The sequence below is a fragment of the Micromonospora sp. NPDC049836 genome, assembly GCF_044465125.1.
In the GTDB taxonomy this organism is placed as follows: domain Bacteria; phylum Actinomycetota; class Actinomycetes; order Mycobacteriales; family Micromonosporaceae; genus Micromonospora.
This window is the reverse complement of sequence record NZ_JBITLH010000009.1, coordinates 171,202-187,411: the sequence shown is the minus strand read 5'-3', so window position 1 is coordinate 187,411 and position 16,210 is coordinate 171,202. Positions and strand designations below refer to the sequence as shown.

General features: G+C 73.8%; 17 protein-coding genes. 5 read left to right on the top strand and 12 right to left on the bottom strand.

The genetic code is table 11. The features are described from left to right. Positions 1–59: 59 nt before the first annotated feature. From ACIBPB_RS23950 to ACIBPB_RS23940, 3 genes are all read right to left on the bottom strand, one after another. Positions 60–1,742: a long-chain-fatty-acid--CoA ligase gene (locus tag ACIBPB_RS23950; protein ID WP_396841710.1), complete on the bottom strand. Its 1,683-nt coding sequence runs from the start codon at positions 1,740–1,742 to the stop codon at positions 60–62. Between the two features lie 180 nt (positions 1,743–1,922). Further along, positions 1,923–2,093 (bottom strand): hypothetical protein, encoded by a 171-nt coding sequence (locus ACIBPB_RS23945; protein WP_396841709.1) that lies wholly within the window; start codon positions 2,091–2,093, stop codon positions 1,923–1,925. 70 nt (positions 2,094–2,163) lie between these two features. Beyond that, entirely contained in the window at positions 2,164–2,877 is a 714-nt protein-coding gene (locus ACIBPB_RS23940) for a spermidine synthase (protein WP_396841708.1), read from the bottom strand. Between the two features lie 214 nt (positions 2,878–3,091). Here ACIBPB_RS23940 and ACIBPB_RS23935 point away from each other — a divergent pair, with 214 nt between their 5' ends. Then, positions 3,092–4,096: a zinc-binding dehydrogenase gene (locus ACIBPB_RS23935; RefSeq protein ID WP_396841808.1), complete on the top strand. Its 1,005-nt coding sequence runs from the start codon at positions 3,092–3,094 to the stop codon at positions 4,094–4,096. Positions 4,097–4,115: 19 nt separating this feature from the next. On the opposite strand, the gene ACIBPB_RS23930 is transcribed toward ACIBPB_RS23935, so the two are convergent. From ACIBPB_RS23930 to ACIBPB_RS23910, 5 genes are all read right to left on the bottom strand, one after another. Further along, the gene (locus tag ACIBPB_RS23930) at positions 4,116–4,724 is read right to left on the bottom strand and encodes a class I SAM-dependent methyltransferase (RefSeq protein ID WP_396841707.1); all 609 of its coding nucleotides are present in this window, start codon (positions 4,722–4,724) and stop codon (positions 4,116–4,118) included. Then, positions 4,663–5,571: a sulfite exporter TauE/SafE family protein gene (locus ACIBPB_RS23925; RefSeq protein WP_396841706.1), complete on the bottom strand. Its 909-nt coding sequence runs from the start codon at positions 5,569–5,571 to the stop codon at positions 4,663–4,665. Before ACIBPB_RS23925 ends, ACIBPB_RS23930 begins: the two co-directional genes overlap by 62 nt. Then, positions 5,568–6,167, bottom strand: a complete 600-nt coding sequence (locus tag ACIBPB_RS23920; RefSeq protein WP_396841705.1) for a rhodanese-like domain-containing protein — start codon at positions 6,165–6,167, stop codon at positions 5,568–5,570. The genes ACIBPB_RS23925 and ACIBPB_RS23920 overlap by 4 nt, the downstream gene beginning before the upstream one ends. Before the next feature lie 93 nt (positions 6,168–6,260). Then, a complete protein-coding gene (locus ACIBPB_RS23915) occupies positions 6,261–7,661 on the bottom strand; it encodes a rhodanese-like domain-containing protein (RefSeq protein ID WP_396841704.1) in 1,401 nt (466 codons plus the stop codon). Between the two features lie 120 nt (positions 7,662–7,781). After that, positions 7,782–8,051 carry a metal-sensitive transcriptional regulator gene (locus ACIBPB_RS23910; RefSeq protein ID WP_396841703.1) on the bottom strand — a complete coding sequence of 90 codons (270 nt, stop codon included), beginning with the start codon at positions 8,049–8,051 and terminating at the stop codon, positions 7,782–7,784. 177 nt (positions 8,052–8,228) lie between these two features. On the opposite strand from ACIBPB_RS23910, the gene ACIBPB_RS23905 reads away from it, so the two are divergent. The 4 genes from ACIBPB_RS23905 to eccB all read left to right on the top strand — a co-directional run bounded on the left by ACIBPB_RS23905 (position 8,229) and on the right by eccB (position 12,249). After that, positions 8,229–8,621 (top strand): DUF302 domain-containing protein, encoded by a 393-nt coding sequence (locus ACIBPB_RS23905; RefSeq protein WP_396841702.1) that lies wholly within the window; start codon positions 8,229–8,231, stop codon positions 8,619–8,621. 209 nt (positions 8,622–8,830) lie between these two features. After that, positions 8,831–9,148 carry a rhodanese-like domain-containing protein gene (locus tag ACIBPB_RS23900; RefSeq protein ID WP_396841701.1) on the top strand — a complete coding sequence of 106 codons (318 nt, stop codon included), beginning with the start codon at positions 8,831–8,833 and terminating at the stop codon, positions 9,146–9,148. Positions 9,149–9,260: 112 nt separating this feature from the next. Continuing rightward, on the top strand, positions 9,261–10,640 hold the full coding sequence (locus ACIBPB_RS23895; protein WP_396841700.1) for a rhodanese-like domain-containing protein: 1,380 nt from the start codon (positions 9,261–9,263) through the stop codon (positions 10,638–10,640). Positions 10,641–10,866: 226 nt separating this feature from the next. Then, positions 10,867–12,249, top strand: a complete 1,383-nt coding sequence (gene eccB, locus ACIBPB_RS23890) for a type VII secretion protein EccB (protein ID WP_396841699.1) — start codon at positions 10,867–10,869, stop codon at positions 12,247–12,249. Positions 12,250–12,327: 78 nt separating this feature from the next. Here eccB and ACIBPB_RS23885 read toward each other — a convergent pair whose 3' ends face one another. From ACIBPB_RS23885 to ACIBPB_RS23870, 4 genes are read right to left on the bottom strand one after another with little or no spacing between them, the layout of a single operon-like run. Then, the gene (locus tag ACIBPB_RS23885; protein WP_396841698.1) at positions 12,328–12,930 is read right to left on the bottom strand and encodes a class I SAM-dependent methyltransferase; all 603 of its coding nucleotides are present in this window, start codon (positions 12,928–12,930) and stop codon (positions 12,328–12,330) included. Between the two features lie 53 nt (positions 12,931–12,983). Beyond that, positions 12,984–13,850 carry a carbohydrate ABC transporter permease gene (locus ACIBPB_RS23880; RefSeq protein ID WP_396841697.1) on the bottom strand — a complete coding sequence of 289 codons (867 nt, stop codon included), beginning with the start codon at positions 13,848–13,850 and terminating at the stop codon, positions 12,984–12,986. Next, a complete protein-coding gene (locus ACIBPB_RS23875) occupies positions 13,850–14,809 on the bottom strand; it encodes a carbohydrate ABC transporter permease (protein WP_396841696.1) in 960 nt (319 codons plus the stop codon). Before ACIBPB_RS23875 ends, ACIBPB_RS23880 begins: the two co-directional genes overlap by 1 nt. Beyond that, complete coding sequence (locus ACIBPB_RS23870; protein ID WP_396841695.1) at positions 14,806–16,197, bottom strand: ABC transporter substrate-binding protein; 1,392 nt, start codon at positions 16,195–16,197, stop codon at positions 14,806–14,808. The genes ACIBPB_RS23875 and ACIBPB_RS23870 overlap by 4 nt, the downstream gene beginning before the upstream one ends. Positions 16,198–16,210 lie beyond the last annotated feature (13 nt).

Sequence of the window (16,210 nt, the reverse complement as noted above, 5' to 3'; positions counted from 1 at the left end):
CGGCACGGTGCCGTTCCTGAGTAGCCGGGCTCAGCGCGGCCCGACCCGCCCCGGCCGGCTCAGCCCTCGGCGAGCAGCTTGTCGCGGACCTCGCGGCGGAGGATCTTCCCGATCTGGGAGCGCGGCAGCTCCTCGACCACCACGACCCGGCGGGGCACCTTGTAGCCGGCGAGATGCTCCCGGCAGGCCGACCGGACCGACTCCGGGTCCGCGCCCGCTCCCGGGTCGAGGATCACCACGGCGACCACGTCCTCGCCGCCGGCCGCGACGGGCACGCCGACGGCGCAGGCCTCCCGGACCCCGGCCACCCGGCGCAGCGCCTCCTCCACCTCGGACGGGTAGACGTTGAACCCGCCCGTGATGATCAGCTCCTTGATCCGGTCCACCACGGTCACGAAGCCGTCGGCGTCCATGGTGACGATGTCCCCGGTGCGCAGCCAACCGCCGGGCAGCAGCACCTTCGCCGTCTCCTCCGGGCGGTTCCAGTAGCCGGCGAAGACCTGTGGACCCCGGATCAGCAGCTCACCGGGCTGGCCGGGGGGCCGGTCCCGGGTCGGGTCCGTCGGGTCGACGATGCGTACGTCGGTGGCCGGGAAGGGCACGCCGACGGTGCCGGGGCGGCGGGTCGGGGCGACCGGGTTGCCGAGGGTGATCGGGGAGGTCTCGGTCATCCCGTATCCCTCGACGAGCAGGCCGCCGGTCACCGACTCCCACAGGTCCACCGTGGCCGGCGGGAGCGCCATCGCGCCGGAGATGGCGTACCGGATCGAGGTGAGGTCCACGCCGCGTTCCCGGGCCGCCAGGGCGAGCCGCGCGTAGATCGGCGGGACGGCCGGCAGGAACGTCGGCGGGCGGCGACGGACCGCGTCGAGCACCTGGTCGAGGTCGAAGCGGGGGAAGAGCACCAGGGTGGCGCCGATGCTCACCGCGAAGGTCAGGCACAGCGTCAGCCCGTACGCGTGGAACAGCGGCAGCACGGCGTAGATGGTTTCGGCGCCGTCGCGCAGGCCGGGCACCCACGCCCGGCCCTGCGCGGCGTTGGCCCGCAGGTTGCGGTGGGTCAGGATGGCGCCCTTCGGGACGCCCGTGGTGCCGCCGGTGTACTGCAGCAGCGCGATGTCGCCCACGGCGGGCGCCGGATGGTCGGCGGGCAGCGGCGGCGCGGCCGCGACCAGCGCCGACCAGGCGTGCGTGCCGGGCGCCGGGGCGGTCATCGCGGCGCGGGCGGCGCGCACCTTCGGCAGCGGCAACCGCAGCGCCCAGCGCTTGAGCCGCGGCAGCGCCGCGGTCAGGTCGACCGCGATCACGGTCCGGACCGCGCCGCGGCCGGCGACCAGCGGGGCGACCTTGTCCCAGACCACCGCCACCTCGGCGCCGTGGTCGGTGAGCTGCTGCTCCAGTTCCTGCGCCGTGTAGAGCGGGTTGTGCTCGACCACCACGGCACCGAGGCGCAGCACCGCGTAGAAGGCGACCACGTGCTGCGGGCAGTTCGGCAGCACCAGGGCGACCCGGTCACCGCGGGCCACGCCCAGCCGGCGCAGCGCCTCGGCCGCGCGGGCCACCTGGTCGGCCAGATCGGCGTACGTGGTGGTGGCGCCGAAGAAGTCCAGCGCGATCCGGTCGCCGTACCGGCGGGCGGTGCCGGTCAGCAGGTCGACCAGCGAGCCGTCGGGCGCGGCCACGGTGGCCGGCACGCCCGGGGCGTAGCTGCGGATCCAGGGGCGCTCGGCGGTCGCGTCCATCGCCGTCTCTCCTCGTGGCCGGGGGTGGCCGAGCGGACACGATCGGCCACCACCCCGCCAACTTACCAGCTGGTAACCTGCGCCGACGTGGCCGCCTCCGGGGTGAACGGCCGCCCGCCGGACCCGGCCGGCCGAGAAGCAGGCCCGCCGGCCCGGCCGGCCGAGAAGCGGCCCGACGGCTCAGCGACGGGGCCGCTGCATCGTCCGCCGGCCCCGGACGAAGGCGAGGATGATCACCACGATCACCGCGATCACGCCGATGATGATGAGCCAGCGGACCGCCTCGAGGAACAGTCCGAGCAGGATGAGGATCGCGGCGATGATGCCGATCACCCAGAGCAGTGCGCGCATGTCCCGACCTCCCGTGCAGACGGCAGACCACCGGCCTTCCCGTTCCGGGCCGGACCATGCGGGCGACCGATCAGAAGCGGGCCACGTAGACGGTGTTCGCGGCCTCCCGGCCCTGCAACGGGTTGGGAAAGCGGACCACGTGCGCCACCGAGGTCGGGAACACCGCGGTCAGCACCCGCTGGAACGCCTGGTCGGGCGGATCGTTCGACCAGAGCGCGAACACCCCGTCCGGGTGCAGCAGCGCGGCCAGCCGGCGCAGCCCGTCGACCGTGTAGAAGTCGGCGTGGCTGGGATGCAGCACCTGGCGGGGGGAGTGGTCCACGTCGAGCAGCACGGCGTGGAACCGCCGGCCCGGCGACTCCGGGTCGAAGCCCGTTCCGGCGGCGACCGCGGCGAAGAAGTCGGCCTGGACGAACCGGGTCCGCGGGTCGGCGGCCAGCCCGGCGGTGAACGGCAGCAGGTCGCGTCGGTGCCAGTCGATCACGTCCTCGATCGCCTCGACCACCAGCAGGTCGCGCACCCGGGGATCCTCCAGCGCGGTGCGCGCCGTGTAGCCGAGGCCGAGCCCGCCCACCACCACGTCCAGCGGCTGTTCGCCGAGCGGGGCCAGCCCGAGCCGGGCCAGTTCGATCTCCGCGACCGGGAAGAGGCTGGACATCAGGAACTCGTCGTCGAGCTTGACCTCGTACACGTCGACGTCCAGCGACGGGTCGCGGCGCCGGCGCAGGCTGATCTCGCCGATCGGGGTCTCCCGCCAGGCCAGTTCCTCGAATCGTGCGCCCACCCGGTGGTCCTCTCCGCCGTTCCGTCACCGGATGGTATCGGCCCGCCCGGTCCGCGCGCGGTCTTCCCCCGCCCCCGGCCTTGCCCGTCCGGTCCGCGCGGTTCTCCGCCGCGCCCGGCATTGCCCGGCCGGTTCCGGGTACGCCAACGGCTCCCGCTCGGCGCGGCGACGGCGGGCCGTCGCGGGGCGAGGAGAGGAGCGCGAGGTGGCGGAGATGCTGGCCGGACGGCTGCACGTGGGCGAGCGGGCGCTGCGGATGGAGTCCGTACCGGTGCCCGAACCCGGTCCCGGGCAGGTCCGGATCAAGGTGGCCGCGGCCGGGGTGTGCCTGTCCGACGTGCACCTCATCGACGGCACCCTCACCCCGCTGCACCTGCCCGGCGATGTGGTCACGCTCGGTCACGAGGTGGCCGGGGTGGTGGACGCCCTCGGTGACGGCGTGACGGGCTGGCAGCCGGGCCAGCGGGTGCTGCTCCAGGCGGGGGAGCGGGACCGGCGCGGCACCCTGCTCACCCGCGGCGTCGACTACGACGGCGGCTGGGCCGAGTACACGCTGGCCCGCGAGGACACCCTCGTGCTGATCCCCACCGCGATGCCCTTCGAGCACGCCTGCATCGTCCCCGACGCGGTCTCCACCCCATGGGCGGCGGTGACCGACACCGCGCGTACCCGGCCGGCGGAGGCGGTCGGGGTGTGGGGCGTCGGCGGGCTGGGCGCGCACGCGGTGCAGTTGCTGCGGCTGGTCGGGGCGGCGCCGATCCTCGCGGTGGATCCGCTGCCGGCGGCCCGGGAGCGGGCGCTGACCCTCGGCGCCGACCTGGCGCTGGACCCGAAGGACGACGGCTTCCGGGACGCCGTGCTGGAGTTCACCGCGGCCCGGGGCCTGGACGTCGCGTTCGACTTCGCCGGCGCCACCCCGGCCCGGGAACAGGCCATGACCGTGCTCGGCGCGCAGGGCCGGTTGGTGCTCACCGGCATCGCCAACCAGCCGGTCGCCATCCCGTCGGACAGCCGGTTCAACTACAGCCGGCAGGCGGTGCTCGGCCACTACGGCTCGTCGGCGGAACACGTCGAGCAACTGGTGGCGCTGGCCGGGCTGGGCCGCTTCGACCTGACCGCCTCGATCAGCGACGTGCTGCCGCTGGCCGACGCGGCGGAGGCGGTGCGCCGGGTGCGGGACAAGCAGGGCGACCCGATCCGGCTGGTCCTCCGCCCGTGAGCCGGGTCGCCCGGGTGCGTCAGTCGGCCGAGCGGGTGGCGACGACCACCGTGTCGAGGGCATCCACGCTGCCGCCGTCGCCGGTGGGCACCGGCCGGCGGGTCGTCTCGGCGCGCCGGATGCGCAGCCCGGCGAGCCCGTCGACGACCGTCTCCGGGGTGAGCAGCACCGCCGGATCCTGCGGCCCGCCGATGCCGCCGCGCAGGTTGGCCAGGTCGTGCCCGACCACGACGAGGGTGCCGCCGGGCCGCAGCGCCTGCCGGGCCGAGTCGAGCACGCCGGCCAGCGCCGGGGCGGGCAGGTGCAGGTAGCTGATCAGCACCAGCTCGTAGCTGCCCGGCACCGGCCGGTACGCGGTGACGTCCGCGACCCGCCACTCGACCGGCACCCCCCGCGCGGCGGCCAGTTCCCGGCCCCGGTCGACGGCCACCGGCGAGAAGTCCACGGCGGTGACCCGCCAGCCCTGCTCGGCCAGCCAGACCGCGTTGCGTCCCTCCCCGGCGGCCAGGTCGAGCGCGGCGCCGGGGGGTAACCCGGCGACCGACTCGACGACGAAGCGGTTCGGTTCAGCGCTCCACACCAGTCCCGACGTGTTCGCGTACCGGGCGTCCCAGGCGCTGCTGTCCACTGTGTTCCCTCCTCCGGCGGCGCACCCCCGCCACCGTGACCGTACCGGCTACGGCAAGCGCTCCCACGACAACGAGGCCGAGTGCCGGACGTGGCGGCAGTTGCTGGGCGAGGACGAAGACGCCCATCACCACGACGAACCAGCCGAACGCCTGGCGCAGCAGCGCCGCGGGGATCTTCCCGGCGAGCCGCCCGCCGAGGAAACTGCCGGCGACGGCGGCCGCGGTGACCGCGAGCGCGAGACCCCAGTTGATGCTCACGCTGGACAGGTAGCCGGCGAGTCCGGCGAAGGACTTCATGGCGATGACCACCAGGGAGGTGCCGACGGCGACCGGCATCGGCAGGCCGCCGAGCAGGGCCAGGGCGGGCACCACCAGGAAGCCGCCGCCCGCGCCGACCAGGCCGGTGACCAGCCCCACCACGATCCCGTCCAGGATCACCCGGGCCGCCGGCAGCTCGTGCGGCACCGGGCGGCCCTCGGTGGCGCGCCGGCCGCGGATCATCGCGACCGCGGTGGCCAGCATCATCAGGGCGAAGCCGGTGAGCAGGAGCCCGGCCGGGACGAACGCGGCCAGCCGGCCGCCGGCGTAGGCGCCGGTCATGCCGGCCAGGCCGAAGATCAGACCGGTACGCCAGCGGACCCGCCCGGCCCGGGCGTGCGGCAGCACGCCGACGGCGCTGGTGGCGCCGACGACGAGCAGGGAGGTGGCGATCGCCTCCTTGGCCGGCAGGTCGGCCACGTACACCAGCAGCGGCACGGCGAGGATCGACCCACCGCCGCCGAGCAGGCCGAGGCTGACGCCGATCAGGACGGCCAGTCCGATGGTCAGGGCCAGGGTCGCGGTCATGCCCGCCCCCCGGTGCCCTCGCGCAACTGACCGACGATGCTGTCCAGGTCGCAGCTGGCCCCCCGGTTGTACGGCAGCTTGCTCAGCAGCATGCCCATCGCGCAGGTGTTGCTGACCGCGGCGAAGGTGAGGCCGGCGCCGATGAAGCCCGCGACCCACTTGAGGCCGGGGACGAGGACCGAGCCGAGGACGCTGAGCAGGACGATCGAGCCGGCGACCAGGCGGACCTGCCGCTCCAGGTCCCATCGCGGCGCGCCCTGCCGGACCGGCGCGTTCGTCGCCTGCCAGGCCAGCATCCCGCCGTCGAGGATCTTCAGGTTCGGCAGGCCGACCCCGGCGAGCGTCTGCCCGGCCTGGGTGGCGCGGGCGCCCGAGCGGCAGATCAGCACCACGTCCTCGTCGAGGTGGGCGCGCAGCTCCTCGCGGTGCTCCTTGAGCAGGTCCAGCGGGACGTTGTAGGCGCCGGGGATGTGCACGGTCTCGAACTCGGCGGGGGTGCGTACGTCGAGCAGGCGGGGGGCGCGCCCGGCGTCGATCAGCTCCCGCAGGCCGGCGGCGTCCAGGGTGGCCGGGCGGGTGGTCTCGGGAGTGCTCATATCTCCTCTTTCTGGGATAAATAACTCGAATTACTGGCAGGGCGGGGTGCCGGCCGGCGCGCGGTCGCGCCGGCCGGAGGCCCCGGGCCTGGGTCAGGCGTTGTCGGTGATGGCGACGCCGGCGGCGGCGGCCGTGCCGAACGCGTCGTCGATGACGACGACCTCGCGGCCGGCGTTGGTCAGCAGTGACGCCGCGGCGGTGGCGCGGTAGCCGGAGCCGCAGTGCACCCAGACCGCCCCGGCCGGCACGTCGGCGAGCCGCCTGGGCAGGTCGGGCAGCGGGATGTGGACCGCGCCCTCGACGTGGCCGGCCCGCCACTCGTTGGTCATCCGGACGTCGAGCACGACGTCGGGCGCGGGCAGCCCGGCCGGGACGGCGCCGGCGCGGGCCGCCGCCAGGGCCGGGAAGTCGGCCATCCGCAGCTCGCGGAGCTGGTCGGGCCCGTCGGCCCACCGCTCGGCCGGGCCGGTGGCCTGCGCGGCCGGCCGGTCGATGCCGATCCGGACCAGCTCCCGCTGGGCGTCGGCGACCTGCTCCGGGGTCTCCGCCAGCAGGGTGATCGGGGTGCCCCAGTCGATCAGCCAGCCCAGCCAGGTCGACATCGGGCCGTCGAGCCCCAGGCTGACCGTGCCGGCCAGGTGCGCGGTCGCGTACGCCTTGCGGTGTCGCAGGTCCACCACCCACTCGCCGGCGGCCATCCGGTCCCGGAGCTCGGCGGCGTCGGCGCGGGTGACCGGGGTGAGGTCGACCGGCGCGGGCCCGGCGCCGTTCGCCACGCCCATGTGGGCGTAGTAGGCCGGGTACGCGTCCAGGCCGGCGAGGGTCTGGCTGACGAACTCGTCCGCGGCCAGCCGCAGCACCGGGTTGGCCTGCTTCTCCCGCCCGATCGTGGAGTCGGGGGCGTCGGCCTGGCTGGCCGAGCAGAAGCTGCCGAAGCCGTGGGTGGGCCACACCTGCGCCCCGTCGGGCAGCAGGTCGGCCAGCCGCCGGGCCGAGGCGTGCTGGTGCTGGGCCAGTTCGTGGGCGTGCTGCTGGCCGAGCAGGTCGGTGCGTCCGGTGGTGCCGAACAGCAGGGAGCCGCCGGTGAAGACGCCCGCCGGCTGCCAGTCGCCGTCGGTGGACTCGTCGAGGACGTACGACAGGTGGTGGAAGGTGTGGCCCGGCGTGCCGACCACCCGCAGCCGCAGCGTGTCGGAAACGGCCACGGTGTCCCCGTCGGCGACCGGTGTCCGGTCGAAGCCGACCTGGTCGGCGGCGGCGACCAGGTAGTGGGCGCCGGTGATCCGGGCGAGTTCCAGCCCGCCGGAGACGTAGTCGTTGTGCAGGTGGGTCTCCACCACGTGGGTGATCCGTACCCCCTTGGCCCCGGCCAGGTACAAGATCCGGTCGATGTCGCGCTGGGGGTCGACCACGATCGCCACCCGGCCGTCGGCGGCCAGGTAGCTGCGGTCGCCCAGCGAGGACGTCGCGATCACGGACACCTCGACTGCCATGTGCGTTGTTCCTTCCTGTATACCCCTGGGGGTATGTGGCGGACAGATTTCGACCTGGGTTCACGGGTGCGGAATTACCCGCCCCCGTCGCGATCACGCGTTAGGGGCGGGGGTTCTCGGTCAGGCCAGGGCGAGGAAGAGCTTCTCCAGCTCCTCCTCGGTCATCTCGGGCTCCTCGCCCCGGTCGCGGGTCGCGCCGCAATGCCGCATCCCGGACGCGATGATCTTGAAGCCGGCCCGGTCGATCGCCTTGGAGACCGCGGCGAGCTGGGTCAACGCAGCCCGGCAGTCCTCGCCGTTCTCCATCATCTCGATCACGGCGTTGAGCTGACCCCGGGCTCGCTTGAGCCGGTTCAGCGCGTCGCTGGTCATCTCGGGTTGAAGCTTCACGGCACTACCTCCTGCGTCCGAACATACCCCAGGGGGTACCAGCCTCGCCAATGCCATACCCCTACGGGTATCCGCAACACCGCGGGCCGCCGGCCGATTCCCACCGCGCCGCGAAGCGGATTCCCGGCAACGCGCACATTCCGGGCGGCATGATGTCCAGCGAGGGGGAACAGAAGCATGAGCTACGCGATGACCGTCCGCCTGTCCGCCGGGTTCGCCCCGACCGTGGATCGCGTCCGGGCGGCCCTGAAGGACCAGGGCTTCGGAGTGCTGACCGAGATCGACCTGCGCGCGACACTGCGCGAGAAGCTCGGGGTCGAGCTGGCGGAGTACGTCATCCTCGGCGCCTGCAACCCGCCCCTGGCGCACCGCGCGGTGCGGGCGGACCCGGCGATCGGCCTGCTCCTGCCGTGCAACGTCGTGGTCCGCGCCGAAGGACCGGACAGCACGCTGGTGCAGGCCCTGGACCCGCAGGTGATGGTGCAGGTCAGCGACGCTCCCGAGTTGCGGGCGGTTGCCGACGAGGCCACCGCCCGGCTGTGCGCCGCGCTGGACGCGCTGACCGACTGAGCCGCATCGCCGGGCCCGGCCACCGAGCCGCGCCCGGGAGCGCGGACGGCTGCCCGCGCCCCGCGTCCGGCGGCGTCAGCAACCGGCGCTGCTTCCGGCCGGCGTCTGTGCCCCGGTGCCGCACGGCTCAGGTGGGAATGTCGATGTGCCCGGATGGGTTAAGCTCGAACGTGGATACCCCCGGGGGTATACGGATTCGAGGAGGAAGCATGCGAGAGGTCGACCTGGCGGAGTTCGCGGCTGCGCACGCCGACGGCGCCGTCGCCGTGGACGTGCGGGAACCGTTCGAGTACGTCGAGGGGCATGTGCCCGGCGTCCGCTCGGTGCCGCTGGCCCAGTTGCCGACGGTGGTCGGGGAGTTGCCGCGCAACCGCCCGGTCTACGTGATCTGCGCCAGTGGCAGCCGGAGTCTGTCCGCCGCGCAGTTCCTGGCCCGGGCCGGTGTCGATGCCCGCTCCGTCCGGGGCGGCACCGGTGGCTGGGCCCGCAGTGGCCGTCCCGTCGTGACCGGGGCCGACGCCCGCTGAGCTGAGCCGGGCCGGCGATCCCGGAAGGGCGGGATTCTGGGCCATGAATACCCCCAGGGGTATATGTGATCGATAAGTGCATCGCCAGTCATCACTGCGAAGGAGTTCGGCCATGTTGTTCACCCAGTACTACCTGGACTGCCTGTCCCAGGCGTCATACCTGATCGCCGACGACACCACGGGGCGGGCGGTGCTCGTCGACCCGCGCCGGGACATCGACGAGTACCTGACCGATGCCCGGGCACACGGCCTGACCATCGAAGGGGTGATCAACACCCACTTCCACGCCGACTTCCTCGCCGGTCACCTCGAAGTGGCCGCGGCCACCGGCGCGTGGATCGGCTACGGGCACCGCGCGGAGACGGAGTACCCGAGCCGCAAGCTCGTCGACGGCGAGCGGATCAGCCTCGGCGACGCGACGCTCGAAATCATGGAGACCCCCGGACACACCCCGGAATCGATCAGCATCCTCGTCTACGAGCACGCCACCGACCCGGTGCCGTACGGGGTGCTCACCGGCGACGCGCTCTTCATCGGCGACGTGGGCCGGCCCGACCTGCTCGCCTCGCTCGGCGCCACCGCCGACGACCTCGGCCGGATGCTCTACGACAGCGTTCAGCGCAAGCTGATGGGCCTCCCCGACGAGGTCCGGGTCTTCCCGGCGCACGGCGCCGGCTCGGCCTGCGGCAAGAACCTCTCCACCGAGCGGCAGTCCACCATCGGCGAGCAGCGCCGCACCAACTACGCCTGCGCCCCGATGAGCGAGGAGCGGTTCCTCGCCCTGGTCACCGGCGGGCAGCCGGCCGCGCCCGGCTACTTCGCCTTCGACGCGGTGCTCAACCGCAAGGCCCGCGAGCTGTTCGACCACAGCCGGGCCCCGCGCCCGCTCGATGCCGCCGAGTTCGCCCGGGAGCGCGCTGAGGGCGCCGTGGTGGTGGACGCCCGCGACCCGCACGAGTTCGCCACCGGGCACATCCGGGGGGCGATCAACATCCCGGCCGACGGCCGGTTCGCCGAGACCGCGGGCAGCGTGATCGCGCCGGACCGCAAGGTGCTCGTGGTGGCCCCGCAGGACCGGGAGGAGGAGATCGTCGTACGCCTCGCCCGGATCGGGTTCGATCACGTCGTGGGCTACCTGCGCGAGCCCGAGGGCGCGTTCCTCGAGATGGTTGCCGAGATGACCCGGGCCAGCCGGGTCACCGCCACCGAGTTGCGCGCGGCGCTGGACACCGCCACCGCGCCCGTGGTGCTGGACGTCCGTAACGCCGGGGAGCGGGAGCAGGGCGCCGTCGACGGCTCGCTGCACATCCCGCTCGCCGAGCTGCCCCGCCGCCTCGACGAGGTGCCGGCCGACCGCCCGGTCGTGGTGCACTGCGCCGGCGGATACCGCTCCTCGGTCGCGGCCAGCCTGCTGCGTAACGCCGGCCGGGCCGACGTCTCCGACCTGCTCGGCGGCTACGGCGCCTGGCAGGGCCTGCACGCCGCCATCTGACCCATCCGAATCGCCGGGTGACCGGGGCGGCCGCCCCGGTCACCCGCCTCAGGTCAGGAGACGGCTTGACGGCCGCCTCCGTCGCGCCCCGGCTGGGCCTGCGGGCGGATGTGGCCCAGTTCCTCCTGCGAGACCCACGTCCGGCCCCGAGCCGGACACGCAGGGTCCACCACGGATAGACGGAGCGTCTATCCTGTGCGCCGACGAACCAGGCGGAAGGGACCCGATGCCGTCGCGGCAGGACCAGCTCCACTCGTACCAGTTCACCGTGCAGCGGGCGGTCGCGGCGCTGGTGATGCGGGAGACCGATCCCGCGCAGTCGCCGTTCCGGCGGCTGGCCGGAGCGGGCCTGGCCAGCGTGCTGGTCGCGGTGATCGCGCTCGGCGGGGTCGCCCTGTACGGCCTCTTCGCCGGCGGCGGCAGCGGCTGGCGCGACCCCGGCGCGGTGATCGTCGAGAAGGAGTCCGGCGCGCGGTTCGTCTATCGGCAGGACAAGCTGCACCCGGTGCTCAACTACGCCTCCGCGCTGCTGATCATCGGGGCGGAGCAGCCGCGGACCGTGCTGGTCTCCCGGCGTTCGATCGAGGGCGTGCCGCGCGGCCTGCCGCTCGGCATCGCCGACGCGCCGGACTCGCTGCCCGCCGCCGGCCGGCTCGCCACCGGTCCCTGGACGGTGTGCTCCCTCGCCCCGGCCGAGTCGGGACGCGCCGAGGCCCGGTCCGCGCTGCTGATCGGACGGGAAGCCACCGGCGGCCGCCCGCTCGGCGACCAGGGACTGCTGCTGCGGCACCCGGACGGCAGCCTGCACCTGCTCTGGCACGACCGCCGCTACCTGCTGCGCGACCCCGACCGGGTGCTCGCCGCGCTCGCCGCGACCCGGGCCCGGGCCGTGCCGGTGGCCGCCGCGCTGCTCAACACCGTGCCGGCCGGCGCCGACCTGGCCCCGCCGGTGCTGCCCGGCCTGGGCAGGCCGTCCGACCGGGTCGGCGGCGCCACCATCGGCGACGTCTACCTGGTGCGCAACTCCGGCGGCGGCCGCCAGTACGCGGTCGCCGAGCGGGACGGCCTGGCCGGTATCACCGAGTTCCAGGCCGCCCTGCTGCTCGCCCGCACCGGGCAGGACGACCCGAAGCCGGTCACCCTCGGGCGCTTCGCCGCCCTGCCGAAGGTCCCCGACCGGGCACCGGGCGGCCCGGCCGCGCCGCCGGCCGTACCGCCCCGGCTGGCCACCGGCGACGGCGGCGTGCTCTGCGCCCGCGCGGCCGACGACACCGGCGTACGCGAGGTCCGCCTCGGCGTCACCCCGCCAGACCTCTCCGCCGCCGCCCCGACCGCGGCCACCCACGGTGGCCGCGTCGACCGGGTGGTGGTCGCGCCCGGCCGGGGCGCGGTGGTCGAGTCGGTCGCCGCGCCGGGCGCCGGCGGCGGGGCGGTCAGCGTGGTCACCGACCTGGGCCGGCGGTACGTGCTCACCGGCGGCGACGTGCTCGGCATGCTCGGCTACGCCGGCGTCCGGCCGCTCCGGCTGCCGGCGAGCCTGGTCAGCCTCGTCCCCGCCGGCAGCCCGCTGGACCCGGCCGCGGCCCGTGCCGTCGCCGCCCCGGCCTGACCGGCCGGTCGGGGGCGGCCGTCCGGGGCGGCCGTCGGGGCGGGCATCCGGAGTGTCGGCCGCTCCGGTGTGGCCGGCTCAGGCCGGCTTGCGCAGGACCGTCACCGCCCAGTCCGCGTCGTCGTGCCAGGGGCGCAGGTCCCAGGTGGCGAAGCGGTGCTCCAGCCGGAGGCCGGCCGCCGCCGCGTGGGCGTCGAGGTCGGCGAGCGGATAGCCGCGCCCGGTGTCGAAGCCGACCACCACCAGGCCGTCCGGCCGGACGTGCGCGGCGACCCGGGCCAGCACGTCCGGCTCGGTGCCGGGCGCGACGAAGACCATCACGTTGCCGGCGATCAGCGCGGCGTCGAACGGCTCGGGTTCGCCCTGGGCGGCCAGGTCCAGCTCAGCCAGGTCGGCGACGAGGAAACGCGGGCCGGGGTGGTCGGCCCGGGCGGCCTCGATCAGCGCCGGGTCGGCGTCCACCCCGACCGCGGTGTGTCCGCGCGCGGCCAGCGCGGCGGCGACCCGGCCGGTGCCGGTGCCGGCGTCGAGGATCCGGGCGCCCGGCGCCACCAGGGCGTCCAGCAGCCGGGCCTCGCCGGCCAGGTCCGCCCCCTCGGCCGCCAGTTGGCGGAACCGGTCGATGTACCACTGCGAGTGTCCCGGCTTGGTCTCCGTCACCCAACGCGTCGGCTTGCCCATCCGGCCACCGTAGCTGATCTTGCTGGTTGGCCGCGCGTCGACGGCAAGGTCGATCACCCCTTCTCGGCGCCGCTGGTCAGCCCCTCGGTGAGCAGCCGTTCGCTGGCGAAGAAGAGGATCACGATGGGCAGGGTGAGGATCACCGACCCGGCCATCAGCACCGTCTTGGGCACCTCCACCCCGTCGGAGAGCAGCGACAGCCCCAGCGACACGGTCCACCGGTTCGGCCGGTCCACGAGGAAGAGCAGCGCGAAGAGGAACTCGTTCCAGGCGATCATGAAGTCGTAGAGCGCGACCGCCATGACCGACGGGGCGGCGAGCGGGAGGCTGACCCGGCGGATGATGCCGAGCCGCCCGGCCCCGTCGATCGCGGCGGACTCCTCCAGGCTGACCGGGATGGTCTCGAAGTAGTTCTTGAGCATGTAGACCGAGACCGGCAACGTCTGCGAGATGTAGACCAGCACCAGCCCGACCAGCGACCCGCGCAGCCCGGCCCGGGTGAAGACCACGAAGAGCGGAATCGCGATGACGATCGAGGGGAACAGGTAGACCGCCAGGAACAGCGCGCTGACCTGCCGCCGGCCGAAGAACCGCAGCCGGGCGACCGCGTACGCGCCGGGGATGGCGACCAGCAGCGTGAGCACGGTGGCGGAGAGCGCCACGATGCCGCTGTTGCGGATGAAGGCGAGGAAGCCCTGCCCGCCGTCCTCGACCGACCGGAGCACCTCGGCGTACGTGTCGACGGTCAGCTCGCCGAGCGGCACCAGCAGTGACCCCGGGTCGAGCAGCAGCCGCTCGATGGGGCGTACCGAGAGCACCAGCATGTACCAGAACGGCAGCAGGGTGACGAGCAGGAAGACGGCGATCACCAGCCGGCGCAGCCAGCGCAGGCTCACCGTCTCGATCCGGTCCCGGTCCATCACGCCTCCTCCCGTCGTCCGGTGAAGAAGCGCAGGTAGATCACCACGAACACGATCAGCACCAGGGCCAGCACGACCGCCTGGGCCGCTGCCGCGCCGATGTCGGTGCGCGCGGTGAGGAACTGGTAGACCCGGACGCTGACCACTTCGGTGCCGGCGGCGCCGCCGGTGAGCAGGTAGACGTCGTCGAACTTGTTGAAGGTCATGATGAACCGGAGCACCCCGAGCAGCGCGATCACCGGCATGAGCTGGGGCAGCAGGATGTGCCGGAAGCGCTGGGTCGGGGTGGCCCCGTCCACCCGGGCCGCCTCCTCCAACTCGGCCGGCACCGCCTGGAGCCGGGCCAGCAGGAACAGGAACGCGAACGGGAAGTACCGCCACGCCTCGAACGCGATGACCGTCCAGAGCGCGGTGGACTCCTGCGACAGGAAGGGGATCGGTTGGTCCCAGCCGAGGAACCGCTGCCCCCAGTCGTTGACGATGCCGAGCTGCGGGTCGAGCATCACCTGCCAGACGAACGCCATCGCCACCACCGGGGCCACGTACGGCAGCAGCATCGACGCGCGTACGACGGTGCGGCCCCGGAACGGCCGGCGGACGACCAGCGCGGCGACCAGGCCGACGACGATCGAGCCGGCGGTGCCGCCGAGGCTGTAGAGGACGGTCGTCCAGAGCGTGTCGGCGAAGCCGGGGGTGTGCAGCACCCGGTCGATGTTGTCCAGGGTGAACTCGCCGAACAGGCCGGTCCGCCGCAGGGTGGCCAGGCGTACCCGCTGGAAGGCCAGCACCACGGTCCAGACGATGGGGATGCCGATCACCGCCACCACGACGAGCAGGGTGGGGGTGACCAGCGCGAGCCCGGCGCGGGACTCGCGGCGGCGCAGGGTGAGCGGGCGTCTGCCGGGGCGGGGCCGCTCCCGGGTGGGGGAGCGGCCGGCCTCCGGCGTGGTGGTGGTCAATTGACGCCCTTGGCGATCGCCTCGACGTCCTTCTTCGCCCGGCCCGCGGCCGCGGCGGCGTCGGACTTCCCGGCGATCACGTCCGCGAGCGCCTTCGGCACGGGCAGCTCGCCGAGGATCGCACCGACCAGCTTCCCCTGGCCCTGCGGCAGCCCCCACCGCTGGAAGGTGTCCGGGCTCTTGCGCAGGGTGTCGAGGACGTCCTCGCCGTAGACCGCGGCGAGCGGTTGCTTGCGGTCCACCCCGGCCTGGCTGGTGTTCCAGGCGGTGAGGAACTTCTGCTTGTCCTCGGCGGTGCCGGTACGCGCCGGGAAGCGGCCCTCCGGCGACATGCCGAACCAGCGCGGGTAGCCGTCGGAGAGCATGTACTCCACGAAGGACGTCGCCGGGTCGGCCGCGCCGTCGAGCACCGCCCAGGAGCTGATCTCGCCGTACTGGGCCGGCTCGGTGCCGTTGGGACCCTTGATCGCGGTGACGAAGCCGCTGTTCCTGGCCAGCCACGCCGGGTCGGACTGGCACTGCGGGCAGGTCGGCTTGGCGTCGTTGCGCAGCCCGGCCAGCTCGTCGAGGATGAACGGCGACCAGATCAGCATGGCCGCCTTGCCGGCGAAGTAGGTGGCCCGGGTGGTGTCCACGTCCTGCGCGCCCTTGACCGAGTGGTCGCGCATCAGCTCGCCGAAGAAGCGGAACGCCTCGACGCACTCGGGGGAGTCCAGCTTCACCGCCCCGGAGTCGTCGGTGAGCTGGCAGTTGTTGGCCAGGGCCAGGTGCTCGAAGGTCTGCTGGGTGAAGACGTCGCCGGGGGCGGTCGCCGCGGTGATGCCGGCGACGCCGCCGGTGTTCAGCTTCGCCGCCGCGGTGGCGATCTTCTCGTACGTGTCGGGGGCGGGCAGGCCGGCGGCGGCGAACAGGTCCTTGCGGTAGACCAGCAGTTGGCCCCACCCGTCGCTGGGCACCGCGAGCTGCTTGCCGTCCTCGCTGGTCAGGTCGAGTGCCCGGGGCGAGAAGGTGGCCCGGCCGAGCTTGTCGACGATCCGCCGGTTGGCGTCCGGCTCGAGCAACTCGTTGCCGGCGAGGGTGCGGACGCCGGCGAGCGGGACCGAGCCGACCACGTCGGGCAGGTCCCCGGCGGCGGCGCTGGAGGCGATGAGCGCGGGGAACTGGTCCTCGTTCACGGTGACCAGATTGACCTTGACGCCGGTCTTGGCGGTGTAGTCGGCGATGATGGCCTTGGTGGCGTTCACCCGATCCGCGACGTCCTCCAGGCTCCAGACGGTTATCTGGGAACTGTCGGATTTCGGATCGTCGTCACCGCAGGCCAGCAGGGCTGTCCCGGCAACTGCCACGATCAGGGTGGAGGCGAGGATCCGCATCGAGGGCGATGACATCAGTGGCACTCCT